This is a genomic window from Azospirillum sp., from assembly GCF_050789165.1.
This window is the reverse complement of the sequence record NZ_JBOZRT010000144.1, coordinates 1-20,876: the sequence shown is the minus strand read 5'-3', so window position 1 is coordinate 20,876 and position 20,876 is coordinate 1. Positions and strand designations below refer to the sequence as shown.

Here is a 20,876-nt window from a genome sequence, read left to right as displayed (position 1 = left end):
CTTCAGCTCCAGGATCTCGCCGCGCACATCGACCGTGATCTTCTTCGACAGGTCGCCGCGGGCGACGGCGGTGGTCACCTCGGCGATGTTGCGCACCTGACCGGTCAGGTTGTTCGCCATCATGTTGACGTTGTCGGTCAGGTCCTTCCAGGTGCCGCCGACACCCTTGACCTGCGCCTGACCGCCCAGCTTGCCCTCGATGCCGACCTCGCGGGCGACGCGGGTCAGCTCCGAGGTCACCGTCACCAGCTGCTCGACCATGGTGTTGACGTTCTTGGCGGTGCGCAGGAACTCGCCCTGCAGGGGGCGGCCCTCGACCTCCAGCGCCATCAGCTTCGATAGATCGCCGCGGGCGACGGCGCCGATGACGCGCGCCATCTCGGTGGTCGGGTGGATCAGGTCGCCGACCAGCGCGTTGAGGTTGGCCGCGCACGTCTCCCAGCCGCCGGACGCGTTCGACAGCTTGGCCCGCTGGCTGACCTTTCCCTCCTTGCCGACGCTGACGCTGAGCCGGCCGACCTCCTTGGTGAGGGTCTCGCTCAGTTCGACCACATCGTTGAAGGCGGCGGCGATCTCGCCGTCCATGCCGGACAGTTCCAGCGGCAGCCGCGCCGAGAAGTCGCCCTTGCGGAACTGGCGAAGCGCCCGCAGCAGGAGTTGCGGGGTCAGCTGGTCGTGGGTGGCGGTCATGGTCATGATCGATCCGTCCTGATGGGCCGAATGCCCTGTGGGGCCGCCGCCATGAGGCGCGGCAGCCCGGGCTTGTCCTGGTTGGGAAGGGAGGGTTTGGCGGAGCGGCGCCCTACGGCCGCGCCGCTCTGGACGCCTCGGAACCCGGATCGATGCCGGACACCGGATCAGGCAGGCTCTGTCGCATGACTTCTCCCTCGCGCTTTTTCGCGTCGTTTGACTCCGGCACACGACCCCCTGCCCGGGGCAGGATCGCCTGCGGAACGGCCGGCACAGCTAACACACCCGTCAAGACATGAGTAAGTACTAAAAGGGAGACTACCCCCATCGATAAGAATGGTTCCGGTCACGGATCGCAATAATGGTGCGGTTTATTTGATGTATTTTGGAGCGATTACGCCCGCCGCCAGCGCGACAGCGCGGCGGTCAGCCGCTCGAACCCGAGGTCGAGGACGAGAGCGAGCGCCGCGACCACCGCCGCGCCCTGGAGCACATAGGCCTGGTTAGCCCCGTTGAGGCCGATGATGATGGGCAGCCCCAGCGTCTTGACCCCGACGGTGGAGGCGATGGCCGCAGTGCCCACGTTGATGACCACGGCGGTGCGCACCCCGGCGAGGATCACCGGGGCGGCCAGCGGCAGTTCGACCCGCCAGAGGATCTCGGCCGGCCGCATGCCCAGGCCCCGCGCGCTCTCCAGCACCGCGTCGGGCACGCCTTCCAGGCCGGCGACGGTGTTCTCGACGATGGGCAGCAGAGCGTAGAGCGTCAGCGCGATCAGCGCCGGCACCGGGCCGAACCCCATGGCCGGCACGGAGAGGGCGAGCACGGCCACCGGCGGGAAGGTCTGCCCCATGGTGGCGACCGCCTCGACCACGCCGCGGAACTCGGCCCCCGCCGGCCGCGTCACCAGGATGCCGGCGACGACGCCGGCCAGCACCGCCGTCAGGCTCGAGGCGCCGACCAGCGCCAGATGGTCGGCGGTCAGCGCCAGGAAGCTGTCGCCCTCGTAGAGCGGCCGCTCCAGCGCCGGGTAGAGGGCGGTGAACAGCGGCTTCAGCAGCGGCATGCCGAGCACCAGCGCCGCCAGCGCCGAAACGGCGAGCGCCAGCCGGAGCCCGCCGCCCCTCACGGCCGCACCAGATCGCCGAGGTGGAGGACGCCGGCCAGCCGCCCCTGCTCGTCCACCACGGCCAGCCGGTCGGTCCCGCGGCTGACCATCTCCGACAGCGCCCGGCGCAGCGGCGTGTCGCCGGGCAGCGGCTCGCCGTCCGGGACGCTGCCGTTGACAGGCCGGGCGCGCTCGCCGGCGGTCTCGACGGCGAGGCGCTTCAACCCCCACTCCTCGCGGCCGACGAGGTCGCGGACGAGGTCGCCGGCCGGGCGGGCCAGGATGTCCCGCGGCGCCGCGTGCTGCACCAGCCGGCCGCGGTCCAGCACGGCGATCCGGTCGGCGAGCTTCAGCGCCTCGTCCATGTCGTGGGTGACGAACACGATGGTGGTGCCGGTCTGGCGGTGTATGCCCGTCAGTTCCGCCTGGAGCGTGCCGCGGGTGATCGGGTCGAGCGCGCTGAACGGCTCGTCCATCAGCAGGATGCGCGGCTCCGCCGCCAGCGCCCGCGCCACCCCGACGCGCTGCTGCTGCCCGCCGGAGAGCTGGTGCGGGAACGCGTTCCGGAACCGCTCCGGGTCGAGGTGCAGAAGCTCCATCAACTCACTCACCCGGTCGCGCACGCGCGCCTTCGGCCAGCCGAGCAGGGCCGGCACGGTGGCGATGTTGCGCTCGACCGTCCAGTGCGGGAACAGCCCGACCGACTGGATGACGTAGCCCATGCGCCGCCGCAGCTCCTCCGCCGGCAGGGCGGCGATGTCCTCGCCGTCGATGCGGATGGTGCCGGCATCGGGCACCACCAGCCGGTTGACCGTCTTCAGCAGCGTCGACTTGCCCGACCCCGACGGGCCGATCAGCACGCAGAAGGCGCCGTCCTCCACCGTGAAGGACACGTCGTCCACGGCCACCCACGGGCCGAAGCGCTTGGTCACGCCTTCGAACGCGATCATGCCGGGCTCCTCGCCAGCAGGGCCACCGCCAGCCGCAGCGCGCCGTCCACGGCGACCGCCAGCAGGATCACCGGCACCGCCCCCAGCAGCACGAGGTCGAGGGCATTGGCGAACAGCCCCTGGAACATGATGGCGCCGAGGCCGCCGGCGCCGATCAGCGCCGCCACCGCGGCCAGCCCCACCGCCTGCACCAGCGTGATGCGCAGCCCCGACAGGAAGACCGGCAGCGCCAGCGGCACGTCGACGCGCAGGAAGACCTGGGCCGGCGTCATGCCCATGCCGCGCGCCGCCTGCCGCACCGGCGCCGGCACCCCGTCCAGCCCGGCCGCGACGTTCCGCACGATGGGCAGCAGCGAGTAGAGGGTCAGCGCGATCACCGCCGGTCCCAGCCCGACGCCGCTGATCCCCAGCCCCGGCCACGCGCCGGCCAGCGCCGACAGCGGCGCCAGCAGCAGCCCGAACAGCGCGATGGAGGGAATCGTCTGCACGATGTTGAGCACCGGGAACACCACCCGCCCGACGGCGCGGCGGCGCTGCGCCAGCACGCCCAGCGGCACGCCGACGATCAGCGTCGGCACCAGCGCCGCCGCGACGATGACGCCGTGCCGCACCACCGCGTCGGCGAAGACGTCGCGGCGGTTGGCGTATTCCTTTAGGATGGAAAGCTGGTCGAGCTGCCCGGCCAGCAGGGGCGCCGCCAGCAGCAGCGCCGCCCCCATTCCCACCGCAACGCGCGGCGCCGGCCCCAGCCCCAGGCGGCGCACGCCGTCCAGCGCGGCCAGCAGCGCCGCCGCTTCCAGCACCCAGAAGCCGCTGCCGAACGAGGTGCGCGCCGCCGGGGAGGCCGAGGCGGCCAGCTGCGCCGCGTGGTGCCCGGCCAGGGCGAGCAGCCCGGACGCCAGCAGCACGGCCGCGGCGACCGTCGCCGCCAGCACGCCCCGCCCCGGCCGCAGGACCGGCGCGGCGAGCAGCCAGACGCCGGGCAGCACGGCCAAACCCCAGGGCAGCTCCAGCGCCGCCGACAGCGGGATCGGCCGGCCGGACAGCAGCCGGTTCGGCGCGAAGCCCAGGAACGGCAGCGCCGCCGCGGCGGCCACGCCCGCCACGGCCAGCACGAACAGGACGCGGTTGCGGATCATCCGGCCGTCATTTCAGGAATCCCTTGGACTTCAGGTAGGCCGTGGCGACCTGCTTGACGTCCTGCCCCTCGACCGAGATGCGGGCGTTCAGGGTGCGCAGCGTCTCGGCGTTCAGCGAGGCGAAGACCGGCTCCAGCACCTCCTTGATCTTCGGGTGCTTGTCCAGCACCGCGGCGCGCACCGTCGGGGCCGGCTCGTAGACCATCTGCGCGCCCTTGGTGTCGGCCATCACCACGAGGTCGAGGGCCGAGATGGCGCCGTCGGTGCCGTAGACCATGGCGGTGTTGACGCCCGAGGTCCCCTCCGCCGCAGCGCGGATGGTCGCCGCGGTGTCGCCGCCGGCCAGCACCAGGATCTGCTCCGGCTTCAGCGTGAAGCCGTAGGTGCCCTGGAAGGAGGGCAGCGCCGCCGGGCTCTCGACGAACTCGGCCGAGGCGGCGATCTTCGCCTTGCCGCCGCCGGAGACCCACTTGGCGAAGTCCTCCATGCTGGCGAGGCCGTTGGGCGCCGCCACATCCTTGCGCACGGCGATGGCCCAGGTGTTGTTGGCGGGCGCCGGCTTCAGCCAGACCACGTTGTTCTTCTCGCGGTCGAGCTGGCGGACCTTCTCGTAGCCGGCGCCGGCGTTCTTCCACACCGGGTCGCTGTCGATGTTGAAGAAGAAGGCGCCGTTGCCGGTGTATTCCGGGTAGACGTCGATCTCGCCGGCCAGCAGCGCGCTGCGCACGATCTTGGTGGGCCCGAGCTGGATGCGGTTCTCGGTCGGGATGCCGTTGGCCTCCAGCATCTGCAGGATCATGGTGCCGAGCAGGCCGCTCTCGGCATCCAGCTTGGACCCGACGCGCACCGCGTCGGCCGCCTGGACGCTTCCTCCGGCCAGCAGCAGCCCGAGCATGAACGCGATCACCGTGCGCATCTCCACCCCCGTCCTTTCCTGTTCGTGGATCGAAGATGGCCGTCCTTAGGTCCCTCAGCAAGCCGGGCTTTCCGCCGGGTCAGACCCAGCCGCCGTCGACGACGAAGGTCTGGCTGCTGCACATCGCGCTGTCGTCGGCGGCCAGGAACAGCGCCATGCGGGCGATGTCCGCCGGTTCCAGCAGGCGCTTCAGGCATTGCTGGTCCAGGATGCGGCGCTGGTCGTCGGGGGTGATCCACAGCCGCAGCTGCCGCTCGGTCATCACCGCGCCGGGCATCAGGCAGTTGACCCGGATGCCGAAGGGGCCGAGATCACGCGCGAGGCTGCGCGTCAGGCCCTGCACCGCCGCCTTGGCCGCGCTGTAGGCCACCATGCCGCCCTGCCCGACCACCCAGCTGATCGAGCCCAGGTTGACGATCGAGCCGCCGCCCGCCGCCTTCATCATCGGCGCCGCCGCCTGCGCGGCGAAGAACTGGTGGCGCAGGTTGACGGCGATGCGCTCGTCCCAATAGGCGGGGGTCACGTCCTCCCAGCGGTGGCGGTCGTCGCTGGCGGCGTTGTTGACCAGCACGCGGATCGGCCCGACGTCCGCCGCGGCGTGGGCGACGGCGGCCTGAAGGGCGGCCACGTCGCGCAGGTCGCAGGGGATGAACAGCGGCGCGCTGCCGTTGCCGCCGAGCCGCGCGACGAGGGCGCGGGACGGCTCCTCGGCGATGTCGAGGAAGGCGACGCGGCAGCCCTGGGCGCAGAACCGCTCGACCATCGCCGCACCAATGCCCGTACCGCCGCCGGTGACCAGGACGGGACGGCCCTTCAGGCTGGGATAGACGGCGTCATCGGTCATGGCGTTCCCCACAAGGCGCTTCTACGGTCTGCACACATCTCGTGACGGTGCCGCAGGCGCTTCACCGAGGCGAAAAGCCCCTCTCCCCTCGCGGGAGAGGGGCTTCCTCATGCTCCACGACATATGTGCATACCGTAGACCAAGCGCCTCAGGCATCGTCCGCCTCCCGGAACGCCGCCTTCAGGTCGGCGTAGAGGCGGCGGAACAGCCGGCGGCGCCCGGCCATGCTTGCGGCGAGCCCGGCGTCCGGCTCCACCGTGCGGCGGACCTCCAGCGGGCGACAGACCGCCGCCGGGTCCTCGCCGGTGACGGCCAGCCGGGCCAGCCGGGCGGCGCCGAAGGCCGGGCCGACCTCGCCGCCCGCCGGGTAGTCGAGCGGCCGGCCCAGCGCGCTGGTCAGGATGCGGCCCCACAGCGCGCTGCGCGCGCCGCCGCCGATCACCAGCAGGCGCTCGACCCGGCCGCCGGCCTCCTCCAGCACCTCCAGCCCGTCGGCGAAGGCGAAGGCGACGCCCTCCAGCACCGCGCGGGCCAGGGCGCCGCGGCCGGTGTCGTGAGTCAGGCCGAAGAAGACGCCCTTGGCGTGCGGGTCGTTGTGCGGCGTGCGCTCGCCCGAGAGGTAGGGCAGGAAGACCAGCGCGCCGAGGTCGCCGGAATGCCCTTCGGCGTCGCGCAGCAGCGCCGCCTCGTCGGTCGCGCCGGTGAGGTGGGCGGCGAAGGTCAGGCAGCTTGCGGCGCTCAGCATCACCGACATCTGGTGCCAGCGGCCGGGCAGCGCGTGGCAGAAGGCGTGCACGCCGCGCTCCGGGTTCGGCGCGAAGCGCTCGCCGCTGACGAAGATCACGCCCGACGTGCCCAGCGACAGGAAGGCACTGCCGGGCGCCACCACGCCGACGCCGACCGCCCCGGCGGCGTTGTCGCCCGCCCCGGCGGCGACCGGGACGCCGGGCGGCACGCCCCACTCCGCCGCCACCTCGGCCCGCAACGCGCCGGTGGGCTGCGAGCCCTCGTGCAGGCGCGGCATGTGGGCTTCGGTGAGGCCGGTGGCCGCCAGCACCGCGGGCGACCACGCGCGCTGGCCGACGTCCAGCCACAGCGTGCCGGCGGAATCCGAGAGGTCGGAGGCGTGGTCGCCGGTCATGCGCAGGCGCAGGTAATCCTTGGGCAGCAGGACCTTGGCGGTGGCCGCGAAGATTTCCGGCTCGTGCGCCGCGACCCACAGCAGCTTCGGCGCGGTGAAGCCGGGCATGGCGCGGTTGCCGGTGAGGGCGCGCAGGTCCGGCACGCGGCGCTCCAGCTCCGCGCATTCGGCGCCGCTGCGGCCGTCGTTCCACAGGATCGCCGGGCGCAGCACGCGGTCGGCGCGGTCGAGCAGCGTGGCGCCGTGCATCTGGCCGGACAGGCCGACGCCGCGCACCGCGCGCATCGCCTCCGGGTGCGCGGCGCGCAGCTGGCCGACGGCGCCTTGCGTGGCGCTCCACCAGTCCGCCGGGTCCTGCTCCGACCACAGAGGGTGCGGGCGGCTGGCCTCCAGCGGCGCGGTGGCCTGGGCGACGAGGGCTTGCGCGTCGTCCACCAGGACCGCCTTGACGCCGGACGTGCCCAGGTCGATGCCGAGGTACATGGGGGTCTCCATCTCTTCCCCTCCCCCGCCTCCGGCGGGGGAGGGTCAGGGTGGGGGCAACGGCCTCGCCGGCCGAATGGAACACTGTGGAACACCATGGAACAGTGTGCAGGGCGTGTTCAGTTCACCATTCCGTCCATCGCGCATCTAAGACTTAAATCCTAGTTTGGCGCGGTGGTGATGGCAAGCGTTTTCGCGGGTGGGGAAGGCCGTTGCCCCCACCCTGCCCATCGGTCGCCCGCAAGTCGGGCGACCGCGCTTCGGCGGGGGAGGGCTTGATACCCGTCACACCAGCCGGTTCACCAGGTTCTCCAGCATCTCCTGCCGGCCCGAGCGCGGCTTCGGATCGAGCCCCAGCCCGGCGTCCGCCGCTCCGGCCAGATCCAGCCCACCCCACAGGCGGCGCCCCAGGTCGCCGTCCCAGCCGGCGTAGCGCTCCGCCACGTGCCGCGTCAGCCGGCCGTCGGCGACGATCCGCTCGGCCGCCAGCAGCGCGCGGGCCAGCGTGTCGATGCCGCCGACGTGCGCGTGCAGCAGGTCGTCCGGCTCCAGGCTCTGGCGGCGGATCTTGGCGTCGAAGTTGAACCCGCCGGTGGTGAAGCCGCCGGCCGCCAGGATGCGGGCCATGGGCAGCGCCAGATCCACGTGGTCGTTGGGAAACTGGTCGGTGTCCCAGCCGTTCTGCGGATCGCCGCGGTTCATGTCGATGGAGCCGAAGACCCCCAGCGCCAGCGCCGTCGCCACCTCGTGCTCGAAGCTGTGGCCGGCCAGCGTGGCGTGGTTGACCTCGATGTTGACGCGGACCTCGTCCTCCAGGCCGTAGCGCTTCAGGAAGCCGTACACCGTCGCCACGTCGTGGTCGTACTGGTGCTTGGTCGGCTCCATCGGCTTCGGCTCGATCAGGATGGTGCCCTGGAAGCCGATCCGGTGCTTGTGCTCCACCACCAGCGTCAGGAAGCGGCCGAGCTGGTCCAGCTCGCGCCCCAGATCGGTGTTGAGCAGCGTGTCGTACCCCTCGCGCCCGCCCCACAGCACGTAGTTGACGCCGCCCAGCCGGTGCGTCGCCTCCAGCGCGTCGCGCACCTGCGCGGCGGCGCAGGCGAACACCTCCGGGTCCGGGTTGGTGGCGGCGCCGGCCATGTAGCGCGGGTGCGAGAACAGGTTCGCCGTGCCCCACAGCAGCTTGACGCCGCTGCGCTCGATGCAGCCCTGGAGGCGCTCGGTCAGCCGGGCGAAGGTCGCCTGCGTCTCGCGCAGGCTCCCCATCTCCGGCGCCACGTCGCGGTCGTGGAAGGTGAAGAACGGCACGCCGAGCTTGCCGAACAGCTCGAACGCCACGTCCATCTTGGCTTCCGCCAGCGCCACCGGGTCGCCGGCGCGCATCCAAGGCCGGTCCAGGGTGGCGGCGCCGAACGGGTCGGAGCCGGGCCAGCAGAAGCTGTGCCAGTAGCACACGGCGATGCGCAGATGCTCCGCCATGCGCTTGCCGAGCACCATACGGTCCGGGTCGTACCAGCGATAGGCCAGCGGCTCGTCGCTGTCCGGCCCCTTGTAGCGGACCGTGTCGATTCCGGCGAAAAACGGTTCGGTCATGGCCGATCCTTTCAAATCTCAACCCAACTGGCGCCGCGCCGGCTGGACTCGACGGCGGCGTGGATGAAGCGCACCCCGCGCACGCCGTCGCGCACGCCGGGAACCAGGGCGGCCTGCGGGTCCGGCTGCGGACCGCCCAGCCGGGCGACGATCAGGTCGGCGGCGTCGCGGTAGATCTGCGCGAAGCCCTCCAGATAGCCCTCCGGATGGCCGGAGGGGATGCGGGTGGCGTGGCCGGCGGCCGGGTTCGATCCGGGACCGCCGCGGGTGATGGTGCGCGGTGGCTCCCCGAAGGGGGCGAAGCGCAGGGCGTTCGGCTGCTCCTGGAACCACTCCAGCCCGCCCTTGTCGCCGTAGACGCGCAGGCGCAGGCCGTTCTCGTTGCCGGGCGCCACTTGGCTGGCCCACAGCATGCCCCGCGCCCCGTTGTCGTAGCGCAGCAGCATGTGCGCGTTGTCGTCCAGCGGACGGCCTTCCACGAAGGTGGTCAGGTCGGCGGCGACCTGGGTGCAGCGCAGGCCGGTGACGAACTCGGCCAGCTGGAAGGCGTGCGTGCCGATGTCGCCGACGCAGCCGGCGATGCCGCTGCGCGCCGGGTCGGTGCGCCATTCCGCCTGCTTCTGCCCGGTGGCCTCCAGCCGGGTGGTCAGCCAGTCCTGCGGGTACTCCACCTGCACGACGCGGATGCGGCCCAGTTCGCCCGCCTCGACCATGGCGCGGGCCTGCCGGATCATCGGATAGCCGGTGTAGTTGTGCGTCAGCACGAAGATCAGCGCGGTGCGCTCCACCGTCGCCGCCAGATCCTCGGCGTCCTCCACCGAGGTGGTCAGCGGCTTGTCGCAGATGACGTGTATGCCCGCCTCCAGGAACGCCTTGGCGGCGTCGTGGTGCCGATGGTTGGGCGTCACCACGCTGACCACGTCGATGCGGTCGTCGCGCGCCGCCTCCGCCTGCGCCATCTCCGCGAAGCTGGCGTAGCAGCGCTCCGACGCCAGGAACAGGTCGGCGCCGCTGGCCTTCGCCCGCTCGGGATCGGACGACAGCGCGCCGGCCACCAGCTCGTAGCGGTCGTCGAGGCGCGCGGCGATGCGGTGCACCCCGCCGATGAACGCGCCCCGCCCGCCGCCGACCATGCCGAGCCGCAGCCGGCGGTTCGGCCCCGTGGAGGCCGTTGTCCCTTCGATGGTCATGTCACCCTCCCGCTCAGCCGATGCCGAGCATCCGGCGGTTGGCCGCCAGGTCGGTCCCGGCGCCCGCGAAGTCGTCGAACGCCTTCTCGGTCACCCGGATGATGTGCGCCTCGATGAAGTGCGCGCCCTCGGCGGCGCCCTGCTCGGGGTGCTTCATGCAGCATTCCCACTCCAGCACCGCCCAGCCGTCGAAGCCGTACTGGGTCAGCTTGGAGAAGATGCCGCCGAAATCGACCTGCCCGTCGCCCAGCGAGCGGAAGCGGCCGGCCCGGTCGATCCAGGGCTGGTAGCCGGAATAGACGCCCTGCCGCGGGGACGGGTTGAACTCCGCGTCCTTGACGTGGAACATCTTGATCCGCTCGTGATAGACGTCGATGTAGCCGAGGTAGTCGAGCTGCTGCAGCACGAAGTGGCTGGGGTCGTACAGGATGTTGCAGCGCGGGTGGTTGCCGACGCGCTCCAGGAACATCTCGAACGTCGCGCCGTCGAACAGGTCCTCGCCGGGGTGGATCTCGTAGCAGAGGTCGACGCCGGCCGCGTCGAACGCGTCGAGGATCGGCCGCCAGCGCTTCGCCAGCTCGTCGAACGCCGTCTCGATCAGCCCCGCCGGACGCTGCGGCCAGGGATAGAGGTACGGCCACGCCAGCGCGCCGGAGAACGTCACGTGCGCCGTCAGGCCGAGGTTGGCCGAGGCCTTGGCGGCCAGCATGAGCTGGTTGACCGCCCACTCCTGCCTCGCCCTGGGATTGCCGCGGACCTCTGGGGCGGCGAAGCCGTCGAACGCCTCGTCGTAGGCGGGGTGCACGGCCACCAGCTGGCCCTGCAGGTGGGTGGACAGCTCGGTGACCTGCACGCCGGCCTCGGCGAGGGTGCCCTTCACCTCGTCGCAGTAGCCCTTGCTCTCGGCGGCGCGGGCGAGGTCGAACAGGCGGCCGTCCCAGGACGGGATCTGCACGCCCTTGAAGCCCAGGCCGGCGGCCCATGTGCCGATGGCCGGGAGGCTGTTGAACGGCGCCGCGTCCCCCGCGAACTGGGCGAGGAAGATCGCCGGGCCCTTGATGGTCTTCATGGTGGGTCTCCCTTTGGTTCCCTCTCCCCTCTGGGGAGAGGGGCAGGGTGAGGGGGTCCTGCATCGCGGACGTTCGGCGTCCCCCGCGAACCCCCTCACCCGGCCCTTCGGGCCACCCTCTCCCCGGAGGGGAGAGGGAAGGCGGCTCAGAACGGCGAGTCGGGGTAGTAGTACTTGGCGGCGTTCTCCGGGGTCACCAGCGTCGCCTCGATGATGTATTCCTTCTTGATCGGCGCCTTCTCGACCAGATGCTTGGCGGTGATCTCCATCGCCTCGGCGATCATCGCCGGCGGATACAGCACGTCGGCGGGCACCAGCACGTCCTTGTCCATGACGCGCTTGATCATGTCCTTCATGCCGGCGCCGCCGAGGATGAACATCTCCTTCTCGCGGCCGGCTTGGCGGACCGCCTCGATGACGCCCAGCGCGATGTCGTCGTCCTGCGCCCACACCGCGTCGATCTTCGGGAAGCGGGACAGGAAGTCCTGCATCACCTTGAAGCCGTCGTCGCGGTTCCAGTTGGCGTACTGCATGCCCAGGATCTTGATCTGGCTGCCCTCGATCGCCTTCTGGAAGCCCTCGACGCGCTGGTTGTCGATGACGGTGGGGATGCCGCGCAGCACCACGATGTTGCCCTTGCCGCCCAGCTTCTCCTTCATGTACTTGCCGGAGACCTGCCCCATCTCGGGGTTGTTGCCGGCGACGTAGAGGTCCTGGATCGACGGGTCGGTCAGGCCGCGATCGACCACGGTGACGAACTTGCCCGCCTGCTTGACGGCGCGCACCGGGTCGGTCATCGGCGCGGATTCGAACGGCAGGATGACCAGCGCGTCGATCTTCTGCACCGACACCAGATCCTCCAGGTCGTTGGCCTGCCGGCCGACGTCGCGGGCGGTGACGATCACCACGTCGAGGTTCGGGTACTGCTTCTCCAGCTTCTTCTCGGCCTGCTGGGCGTGCCAGTTGAGGCCGCCGGTCCAGCCGTGCGTCGCGGCGGGGATGGAGACGCCCATCTTGATCTTCTGCTGGGCCGATGCCGCCACCGGCGCCAGCATGAGGCCCGCGGCCACCGCCGCGGCAAGACCGAAACCGAGTTTCATGGCCGATTCTCCCTGGTTTGTGTTCTTCAGCGACGCGCCGCGGCCCCCCGTTGCAGAAGCACCGCGACGATGATGATCACCCCCTGGATGGTGCCGTTCAGGTAGACGCTGATGGCGCCGGTCAGGTTGAGGATGTTGTCGATCAGCGTGAGCATCACGGCGCCCACCACCGTTCCCCAGACGCGGCCGTAGCCGCCCTTCAGCATGGTGCCGCCGATGATGACGGCGGCGATGGCCTCCAGCTCCCACAAGAGGCCCGTGGTGGCGGAGGCCGAGCCCAGGCGCGGCACGTAGATCACCACCGCCAGCGCCACGCAGATCCCCTGCAGCACGAAGGCCAGCAGCTTGACCCGGTCGACGTCGATGGCGGAGTAGCGCGCCACGTCCTCGCTCGATCCGATGGCGGCGCAGTAGCGGCCGAAGCGGGTGCGGTACAGGATCACCGCGCCGATCAGCGCCACCGCCGCGAACATCAGGATCGGGTACGAGACGCCGAACACGCCGCCGTAGTAGACCGGCCGGTACACCGTGCGGATGCCGGAGTTGAGCGACAGCGTGCCGCCGTCCGCCAGATAGGTGACCAGCGAGCGGAAGATGCCCATGGTCCCCAGCGTGACGATGAACGCCTCCATCCGCCCCTTGGTGACCAGCAGCCCGTTGACCAGCCCGGCCGCCAGCCCCAGCCCCAGCGCCACCAGCACGCCGACCAGGATCACCGGCACCCCGGCGCCCATGGAGCCGACCAGCGCGTTCATCACCACGATCATCACGCCGGACGCGAAGGCGGCCAGCGAGCCCACCGACAGGTCGATGCCGCCCGCGGTGATGACGAAGGTGGCGCCCACCGCGATGATGCCGATGAAGGCGGTGCGGGTGAGCACGTTGCCGATGTTGGCCGGGCTGAGGAACACCGGATTGACGATGGTGCCCAGCACGATCAGCGCGGCCAGCGCCAGGAACGGCCCGTAGAGCTTGAGGTCGAAGCCGGCCGCGGACTTCCGCGCCACCTCAGGCATGGCTGACGGCGACATGCTGCTCTCCCCGGGTTGCGCGGCCCTTGAGGCCGGTGGCGTAGCGGACGATCTCCCCCTCCTCCACGGCGTCGCCCTCCAGGATGCCGGTCACCACGCCGGAGCGCATGACCACCACCCGGTGCGCCAGCCCGATGATCTCGGGCATTTCCGAGGAGATCAGGACCACCGACCCGCCGCGCCGGGCGAAGTCGTGCAGGAAGCGGTAGATCTGGCTCTTGGTGCCGATGTCGATGCCGCGCGTCGGCTCGTCGACGATCAGGATCGTCGGCTCGACCTGCATGGTCTTGGCGAGCAGCAGCTTCTGCTGGTTGCCGCCGCTGAGCGAACCGACCGTCGCGTCGAGGGTGCGCACGCGGATGTCGAACTCCCCCACCGCGCGCTCCAGCGCCGCCGCCTCGCGCGTCTCGTCCACGAAGATCCGGCCGTAACGCTCCAGCGCCAGCAGCGTCAGGTTCGGCTGCAGCCGCTTGCCGACCAGCAGCCCCTTGCCCTTGCGGTCCTCGGTCAGGTAGGCGATGCCGGCGTCCACCGCGTCGTCCAGCGAGCGGACGCGCAGCGGTTTGCCGTCGCGCCGCAGAGTCCCGGAGCTGCGGCGCAGGCCGAGCAGCCCCTCCATCAGCTCCGTCCGCCCGGCGCCGACCAGCCCGGCGAAGCCCAGGATCTCGCCGCGCCGCAGGTCGAACGAGGCGTCGCGCACCCAGCCGGGCACGTCGATGCCCAGCGCCTCCAGCACCAGCGGGGCGTCGGCGGGCGGCGGCTCCCTGGTCGGGAACAGGTCGCTGATGGCGCGGCCGACCATGAGCTGGGCGATGGCGTCCTGCGTCAGCTCCGCCGTCGGCTGGGTGGCGACGTGGTGGCCGTCGCGCAGCACCGTCACCCGGTCGGAGATCGCCGTCACCTCGTCCAGCTTGTGCGAGATGTAGACGACCGCCACGCCCTGCCCCTGGAGGCGGCGGATCAGGCGGAACAGCACCGCGGTCTCGGCGCCGGTCAGCACCGCCGTCGGCTCGTCCATGATGAGGACGCGCACGTCGCGCGACACCGCCTTGGCGATCTCCACCATCTGCCGCTCGGACACGGCGAGGTCGCGCACCCGCGCGTTCGGATCGACCGGGCATTCCAGTTCCGCCAGCACGGCGCGGGAGCGCTCGCGCATGGCGCGCTTGTCGAGGAAGGGGCCGCGCCGCAGCTCACGGCCAAGGAAGATGTTCTCCTCCACCGTCAGGTGTTCGGCGAGGTTGAACTCCTGGTGGATGAGGACGATGCCCAGCGCCTCCGCCGGGCCGATGCCGGCGAAGGCCACCGGCCGGCCGTCCACGCACACCGTGCCCGACGTCGGCGGGTGAAAGCCGGAGAGAATCTTCATCAGCGTCGACTTGCCGGCCCCGTTCTCGCCGACCAGGGCGTGCACCTCGCCGCGCTGGACGGCGAAATCCACCCCGTGGAGGACCTCGACAGGCCCGAAGCACTTCGTGACGCCGGACGCCGACAGGATCGGCTCGGCCATGGGGTTTCCCCCTCCCTGAGTGCGGCTTCTCGCGTGGCCGCGAATTAAGTAGACCGTCTAACAAAAGGGAGCGTATGCTCGAATCCATCGCCCGTCAAGCGGGGCCGGGGGTGGTCGAGGGCTCCCCTTCCGGAGTATGACCCTCTCCACCCGCGGACGGAGGAACGACGGAACAGCGCATGCAGCCCAGGGTCAACTCGGCGGCGATCCGGCGCCTCAACACCATCCGCGTCTTCCATGCGCTGCGGGAGAACCCGAACTGCGCGCAGCGCGACCTCAGCCGTCTGACCGGGCTGGACAAGGCGACGACCTCGGCGATCGTGACGCAGCTGCTCGACGACGGGCTGGTCGAGCGGACGGAGCCGCCGCGCCCGCGCCGCATCGGCCGGCCGGAGACGGCGCTGAGCATCGCCCCCTCGGCCGGACTGCTGGTGGGCGCGCGGCTGGAGCCGGGCACCATCCGCATCGTCACCACCACGCTGGCCGGCGCGGTGCTGGAACAGGCGCAGATCCCCGGCAGCACCGACCTCGGCACCGCGCTGCGCCGGCTGCACGAGGGGATCGACGCGGCGGTGGCGGCGAGCCGGCGGGCCGATGCCGAAGCGCCCCCGGTGCGCGGCATCGGCGTCGGCATCCCGGCGCTGATGGACCGCAGCGGCCGGCTGGTGCTGGCGCCCAACCTGGGCTGGCGCGACACGCCGATCCGCCCGCTGCTGGAGGAGGCGCTGGGCGCGCGCGTGCAGATCGACAACGACACCAAGGCCGCCGCCATGGCCGAGCGGCTGTTCGGCGCGTGCCGCGGGGTGGAGGACTTCGCCTACCTGACCGGCCATTCCGGCGTCGGCGGCGGGCTGTTCCTCGGCGGGCGGCTGTACCGCGGCGCGCAGGGCTTCGCCGGCGAGGTCGGGCACGTCACCGTGGTGCCGGGCGGGCGCCCCTGCGGCTGCGGCAAGCGTGGCTGCCTGGAGACCTACGTCTCCGAACCGGCGATCCTCGCCCAGGCCGGCGAGCGCGGCCGAACCCTGCCCGACCTGTGGGCGGTGGCCGCCGCGGCGCGCGACGGCGACGCGGCGGTGCGGGGGGTGCTGGAGGAGGCCGGGCGGCACCTGGGCTTCGCGCTGTCGCACCTCGTCAACCTGACGAACCCCAGCCTGGTGGTGCTGGGCGGCAACCTGTCGATCGTCGCCGAGCTGATCCTGCCGACGCTGCGCGCCGCGCTGGACGAGCACACGCTGGAGCCGCTGCGGCGCGACCTGCGGCTGCTCGTCTCGCCGCTCGGCCCCGACGCGGTGCCCATGGGCGGCATCGCGCTGGCGATGGAGGGCTTCCTGTCGGCGCCCGAGCCGATCCGGGGCATCCTGCTGCCCTGACCGGCCGCCAGAGACGTTAACGTTGGCATCTGCTCACCTCCTCCTGCACCTTTTTGACCGTCATCCCCGCGCAGGCGGGGATCCAGCGCTCGCGTCCGCGAGCCTCATGACTCATGTCGCCCCTATCGGGGCTCTTCCTGGATCCCCGCCTTCGCGGGGATGACGGCCGGAAGTGTCTGGGGCGACGTCTAGGAACTTAACGTGGCACCCAGCACCCGCCGCCGACCGTTCGCAGGCGAAAGCTTCACCGTTCCGTCGCGCCGTCGTCATTCGCCCGTCACGGCGGTTTGTCAGGAAGGGGGCTCCTCGTGACGAGAAAGGGAGCTCCCGAGATGACCCGCACCCCCGCCTGGACACGGGCGGCCGTGATGGCCGCTGCTCTGACGCCGCTGGCCGCCGCCCCGTCTGCCGCGCAGCAGGCCTTCCCCGCCACGCTCGCCGGGCACGCCGTGCTGCCGGCCAGGAGCTTCATCGAGGTGCCGGCGGACGCCCCGGCCGACCTGCGCGTCTCCGGCAAGTTCACCACCGGCCGCCGCGTCGAGGCCGTCGGCAGCGTCGAGGGCAAGTCGGCCGACCGCCCGACCGGCGTCTCGCTGCCCTTCCAGGGGCAGCCGCTTCAAGGCCATTCGGGCATCAAGCGCATGCCGGACGGGACCTTCTGGATCCTCACCGACAACGGCTTCGGCGCCAAGGCGAACTCGCCCGACTCGGCGCTCTACCTCAACCGCTACAAGGTCGATTTCGAAACCGGCGGCTTCGAGCGGCTGGAGACCGTCTTCCTGCGCGACCCGGACAAGAAGGTGCCGTTCCGCATCGTCCATGAGGGGACCGAGACGCGCTACCTGACCGGCAGCGACTTCGACACCGAGAGCTTCCAGTTCGCCGGCGGCGCCCTGTGGATCGGCGACGAGTTCGGCCCGTGGCTGATCAAGGCCGACCTCAGCGGCAAGGTGCTGGCGGTGTTCGACACGCAGGTGGACGGCAAGGTCGTGCGCTCGCCCGACAACCCGGCGATCGCCACCCCGGCCAACCCGGCCGCCCCGGCGATGGCGTTCGAGATCCGCCGCTCCAAGGGCTTCGAGGGCATGGCGGCGTCGCCGGACGGCCGCTTCCTCTACCCGCTGCTGGAGGGCCCGGTGTTCCAGGCCGACAAGAAAGCCTTCGAGACCGCCGCCGACGGCAGGGAATACCTGCGCATCCTGGAGTTCGACGTCGCCAGGGAGGCGTGGACCGGCCGCTCCTGGCAGTACGCGCTGGAGCAGACCGGCAACGCCATCGGCGACTTCAACATGATCGACGCCACCACCGGCCTGATCATCGAGCGCGACAACGGCGAGGGCACCGCCGACAAGGCGTGCAAGCCGGGCGAGCCGACGGTGAACTGCTTCTCCGGCGTCGCGTTGTTCAAGCGGGTGTACAAGATCGAGCTGACCGACGGCGGCATGTCCGCCCCGGCGCGCAAGATCGGCTACATCGACCTGATGCGCATCGCCGACCCGAACAAGAAGGCGCGCAAGCCGCTGACCGACGGCGCGCTGGCCTTCCCGTTCTTCACCATCGAGAACGTCGACGTGGTGGACGCCCGCCACATCGTGGTCGGCAACGACAACAACCTGCCCTTCTCCTCCAGCCGCGAACCGAACGTGGCGGACGACAACGAACTCGTCCTGCTGGAGGTCGAGGCGCTGCTGAAGGCGAAGTGACGGGACGGCGCGGCGGGCCGGTGGGTGCGCCGCGCCTCCCGCGTCACTCCCCGGGCAGGAAGTAGTCGGGCATCGACGTGCTGAACGCGATGATCTCGTCCGCCAGCTTGCCGAGGTGCGTGTGGATGGCGCCGGCCGCGGCCTCCGGGTCGTGCCGCGCGATCGCCGCGGCGATGGCGGCGTGCTCGTCGATCACCCGCGCCATGCGCCCCGGCCCCGGCAGGGTCAGGCGGCGGTAGCGGTCGATCTGCACCTTCACCTGCTGGACCAGCGCCCACACGCCGGACAGGCCGGCGATCTCGGCGATGGCCGCGTGGAAGTCCTCGTCGGCCTGGTGGAAGGCCTCCCGGTCATCGGCCGCGGCGGCGGCGCGATGGCGCTCCAGGATGGCCGCGAGGCGGCGGGCCTGCTCGGGCGTCGCGGTCCGGGCGGCGTGGCGGACGGTGGTCTCCTCCAGTGCAGCGCGCACCACCATCGCCTCCGGCAGGCTGGCCAGCGGGATGCGGGCGATGAAGGTGCCGGCCTGCGGGAACACCTCCAGCAGCCCCTCGGCGGCGAGCTGGCGCACCGCCTCGCGCACCGGGGTGCGGCTGACGCCGTAGGCCACCGCCAGCTCGTTCTCGCTGATCGGCTCGCCGGGCTTGCGCCGCAGCGTCATGATTTCGGCGCGCAGGTGCTGATAGATCTCCTGCGCCGCCGTGCTGCCGCGCCCACGCCCGGCGCGGCCCGGACGCGGGGCGCGGCGGCGGATCGCACCGGAGCCAACGCTGGACATCGGACTTCCCTTCCCTCGACTCCCCCCGCTGTAGCATGCGCCGGGGGCGGACGCCATGCCCGAGGCCTTGCCGCGCCGGGCTTTTCCACCCCCGTCTGCGACATACCGCCGCGGCAAACAATCCGCGTGTTTGACAATGCCACTATACTAGTATACTAGTATGCATGAAGCGAGCGCCGGCCCCGTCGGGACCGGTGCACCGCCCCCGGATCTGTCCAGTTCTCGACGCACATCGGTCGCCCCCGTGGGGCGGGAACCCCGTCGCGCGCCCTCGGCCGGACACCCTACACGCCACTGCGACGACTCACATCCTGGAGTGTCGGATATGAATCTGAAATCGCGGATCGACCGCATCCCCGGCGGCATGATGATCCTGCCCCTGTTCCTCGGCGCCTGCCTGAACAGCTTCGCGCCGGGCACCGGCAAGTTCTTCGGTTCCTTCACCAACGGCCTGATCACCGGCACGCTGCCGATCCTGTCCGTCTGGTTCTTCTGCATCGGCGCCTCCATCAGCCTGAAGGCGACGCCGCTGGTGCTGCGCAAGAGCGGCGTGCTGGTGTCGGTGAAGATCGTCACCGCGGCGCTGGCCGGCGTGGTCGCCTCCCTCTTCATCCCGGCCGACGGCATCCAGAGCGGCTTCCTGACCGGCCTGTCGGTGCTGGCGATCATCGCCGCCATGAACGACACCAACGGCGGCATGTACATGGCGCTGATGCAGCAGTACGGCACCAAGGAGGAGGCCGGCGCCTTCTGCCTGATGTGCCTGGAATCCGGGCCGTTCATGACGATGCTGACGCTGGGCCTCGCCGGGCTCGCCAGCTTCCCGTGGCAGACCATGGTCGGCGCGCTGCTGCCCTTCCTCATCGGCTTCATCCTCGGCAACCTGGATCAGGACTTCCGCAAGTTCTTCGGGCAGGCGGTGCCGGTGATGGTGCCGTTCTTCGCCTTCGCGCTGGGCAACAACCTGAACTTCGCCACCATCCTGAACACCGGCCTGCTGGGCATCGCGCTGGGTCTGGCGGTGATCGTGGTGACCGGCTTCACGCTGGTGCTGGCCGACATCTTCCTGGCCAAGGGCAACGGCACCGCCGGCATCGGCGCCGCCTCGACCGCCGGCGCCGCCGTCACCGTGCCGCCGATCATCGCCTCCATCGAGCCGACCTTCGCCCCCGTCGCCCCGGCCGCCACGGCGCTGGTCGCCACCTGCGTGGTCGTCACCTCGCTGCTGACCCCGCTGCTGACCGCTTGGTGGTCGCGCCGCTTCGGCATCAATTCGCAGCGCTATCAGGCCGCCGAGGCCGCCAAGGCGGCGGTTGCCGTCGCCCCGGCCGCCGCTCCGGCCGAGTGAGGACGCCATGGACACCCACCTGCCCCGCCTGACCACCCTCGTCACCGAGGCGGCCACGGCGCTGGTCGCCGCCCGCAAGAGCCGCCGCCCGCTGCCCGCGCTACCGGTGGTCCCCACGACCGTCGCCGAGGCCTACGCCATCCAGACCGAAGTGGCGCGCCGCCTCGGCCCGGTCACCGCGTGGAAGGTCGGCGCCCCCGGCCCGGACGCCGAGCCGTCCTACGCGCCGATCAACGCCGCCACCCTGTTCTTCGACACGGAGCGGCTGCCGGCCACCATGTTCCACGTCATCGGCATCGAGGCGGAGATCGTCTACCGCCTCGGCCGCGACCTGCCCACGCGGGACGAGCCGTGGACGCGCGACGAGGTGCTGGACGCCGTCGCCTCCCTGCACCCGGCGTTCGAGGTGTGCGACACGCGCTTCCGCGACTACGGCTCGCAGGACCCGCTGGCGCATCTGGCCGACCAGGCCAACCACGGGGCGCTGGTCGTCGGCCCGGCGGTGGCGGACTGGCGCGCCGTCGATCCGGTGCGCCAGCCGCTGACGCTGGACATCCGCGGCGAGCGCGTCGTGGACGTGGTCGGCGGCAACGCGGCCGGCGACCCGGTGCGGCTGCTGACGTGGCTGGCCAACGTCGGGTCGCGGCCGTTCGGCGGCCTGCGCGCCGGCGACACCGTCACCACCGGCTCCTGCACCGGGACGATCTTCGTCCCGCCGGGGTCGCGGGCGGTGGCCGCCTACGCCGGCATCGGCACCATCGAACTGACCGTGCAATAAGGAGACGCGACACGATGAGCACCCCGTTCGACCTCTCGGGCAAGGTGGCGCTGGTCACCGGCGCCAACACCGGCATCGGCCAGGGCATCGCCGTGGCGCTGGCCAAAGCCGGTGCCGACATCGCCGCCGTGGACGTGG

19 protein-coding genes are annotated in these 20,876 nt (G+C 71.4%); 5 read left to right on the top strand and 14 right to left on the bottom strand.

The features are described 5' to 3' along the window. From ACRWK7_RS30035 to ACRWK7_RS29975, 13 genes are all read right to left on the bottom strand, one after another. On the bottom strand, nucleotides 1-696 hold a 696-nt coding region (locus ACRWK7_RS30035), incomplete at its 3' end, for a HAMP domain-containing protein (protein ID WP_431860683.1). Between the two features lie 388 nt (nucleotides 697-1,084). Then, complete coding sequence (locus ACRWK7_RS30030; protein WP_431860681.1) at nucleotides 1,085-1,819, bottom strand: ABC transporter permease; 735 nt, start codon at nucleotides 1,817-1,819, stop codon at nucleotides 1,085-1,087. Then, nucleotides 1,816-2,748, bottom strand: coding sequence for an ABC transporter ATP-binding protein (locus tag ACRWK7_RS30025; RefSeq protein WP_431860680.1), 933 nt, complete (start codon nucleotides 2,746-2,748; stop codon nucleotides 1,816-1,818). Before ACRWK7_RS30025 ends, ACRWK7_RS30030 begins: the two co-directional genes overlap by 4 nt. After that, nucleotides 2,745-3,887 carry an ABC transporter permease gene (locus ACRWK7_RS30020; protein WP_431860678.1) on the bottom strand — a complete coding sequence of 381 codons (1,143 nt, stop codon included), beginning with the start codon at nucleotides 3,885-3,887 and terminating at the stop codon, nucleotides 2,745-2,747. Before ACRWK7_RS30020 ends, ACRWK7_RS30025 begins: the two co-directional genes overlap by 4 nt. Nucleotides 3,888-3,894: 7 nt before the next feature. After that, nucleotides 3,895-4,803, bottom strand: coding sequence for a glycine betaine ABC transporter substrate-binding protein OsmF (gene osmF, locus ACRWK7_RS30015; RefSeq protein ID WP_431860676.1), 909 nt, complete (start codon nucleotides 4,801-4,803; stop codon nucleotides 3,895-3,897). 79 nt (nucleotides 4,804-4,882) lie between these two features. After that, on the bottom strand, nucleotides 4,883-5,647 hold the full coding sequence (locus tag ACRWK7_RS30010) for an SDR family NAD(P)-dependent oxidoreductase (protein ID WP_431860674.1): 765 nt from the start codon (nucleotides 5,645-5,647) through the stop codon (nucleotides 4,883-4,885). Nucleotides 5,648-5,795: 148 nt separating this feature from the next. Then, nucleotides 5,796-7,283 carry a xylulokinase gene (gene xylB, locus ACRWK7_RS30005; protein WP_431860672.1) on the bottom strand — a complete coding sequence of 496 codons (1,488 nt, stop codon included), beginning with the start codon at nucleotides 7,281-7,283 and terminating at the stop codon, nucleotides 5,796-5,798. A 273-nt stretch (nucleotides 7,284-7,556) separates the two neighbouring features. Continuing rightward, on the bottom strand, nucleotides 7,557-8,864 hold the full coding sequence (xylA, locus tag ACRWK7_RS30000) for a xylose isomerase (protein ID WP_431860670.1): 1,308 nt from the start codon (nucleotides 8,862-8,864) through the stop codon (nucleotides 7,557-7,559). Between the two features lie 11 nt (nucleotides 8,865-8,875). After that, nucleotides 8,876-10,054: a Gfo/Idh/MocA family protein gene (locus tag ACRWK7_RS29995; RefSeq protein ID WP_431860668.1), complete on the bottom strand. Its 1,179-nt coding sequence runs from the start codon at nucleotides 10,052-10,054 to the stop codon at nucleotides 8,876-8,878. A 13-nt stretch (nucleotides 10,055-10,067) separates the two neighbouring features. Next, nucleotides 10,068-11,123, bottom strand: coding sequence for a sugar phosphate isomerase/epimerase family protein (locus ACRWK7_RS29990; RefSeq protein ID WP_431860666.1), 1,056 nt, complete (start codon nucleotides 11,121-11,123; stop codon nucleotides 10,068-10,070). Between the two features lie 146 nt (nucleotides 11,124-11,269). Then, nucleotides 11,270-12,223, bottom strand: coding sequence for an ABC transporter substrate-binding protein (locus tag ACRWK7_RS29985; protein ID WP_431860664.1), 954 nt, complete (start codon nucleotides 12,221-12,223; stop codon nucleotides 11,270-11,272). Between the two features lie 26 nt (nucleotides 12,224-12,249). After that, nucleotides 12,250-13,254: an ABC transporter permease gene (locus ACRWK7_RS29980; RefSeq protein WP_431860663.1), complete on the bottom strand. Its 1,005-nt coding sequence runs from the start codon at nucleotides 13,252-13,254 to the stop codon at nucleotides 12,250-12,252. After that, nucleotides 13,232-14,764, bottom strand: a complete 1,533-nt coding sequence (locus tag ACRWK7_RS29975) for a sugar ABC transporter ATP-binding protein (RefSeq protein ID WP_431860662.1) — start codon at nucleotides 14,762-14,764, stop codon at nucleotides 13,232-13,234. The genes ACRWK7_RS29980 and ACRWK7_RS29975 overlap by 23 nt, the downstream gene beginning before the upstream one ends. Before the next feature lie 179 nt (nucleotides 14,765-14,943). Between ACRWK7_RS29975 and ACRWK7_RS29970 the strand changes: the two genes are divergently transcribed. Beyond that, nucleotides 14,944-16,134, top strand: a complete 1,191-nt coding sequence (locus ACRWK7_RS29970) for an ROK family protein (protein WP_431860660.1) — start codon at nucleotides 14,944-14,946, stop codon at nucleotides 16,132-16,134. Between the two features lie 332 nt (nucleotides 16,135-16,466). Continuing rightward, entirely contained in the window at nucleotides 16,467-17,837 is a 1,371-nt protein-coding gene (locus ACRWK7_RS29965) for an esterase-like activity of phytase family protein (RefSeq protein ID WP_431860658.1), read from the top strand. Nucleotides 17,838-17,880: 43 nt separating this feature from the next. Here ACRWK7_RS29965 and ACRWK7_RS29960 read toward each other — a convergent pair whose 3' ends face one another. Beyond that, on the bottom strand, nucleotides 17,881-18,612 hold the full coding sequence (locus ACRWK7_RS29960) for a GntR family transcriptional regulator (RefSeq protein WP_431860656.1): 732 nt from the start codon (nucleotides 18,610-18,612) through the stop codon (nucleotides 17,881-17,883). A gap of 325 nt (nucleotides 18,613-18,937) precedes the next feature. Between ACRWK7_RS29960 and kdgT the strand changes: the two genes are divergently transcribed. The 3 genes from kdgT to ACRWK7_RS29945 all read left to right on the top strand — a co-directional run. Beyond that, a complete protein-coding gene (kdgT, locus tag ACRWK7_RS29955) occupies nucleotides 18,938-19,960 on the top strand; it encodes a 2-keto-3-deoxygluconate transporter (RefSeq protein WP_431860654.1) in 1,023 nt (340 codons plus the stop codon). 7 nt (nucleotides 19,961-19,967) lie between these two features. Then, complete coding sequence (locus ACRWK7_RS29950; RefSeq protein ID WP_431860653.1) at nucleotides 19,968-20,738, top strand: 2-keto-4-pentenoate hydratase; 771 nt, start codon at nucleotides 19,968-19,970, stop codon at nucleotides 20,736-20,738. A gap of 14 nt (nucleotides 20,739-20,752) precedes the next feature. After that, a partial coding sequence (locus ACRWK7_RS29945) for an SDR family NAD(P)-dependent oxidoreductase (RefSeq protein WP_431860685.1) occupies nucleotides 20,753-20,876 on the top strand: 124 nt, incomplete at its 3' end.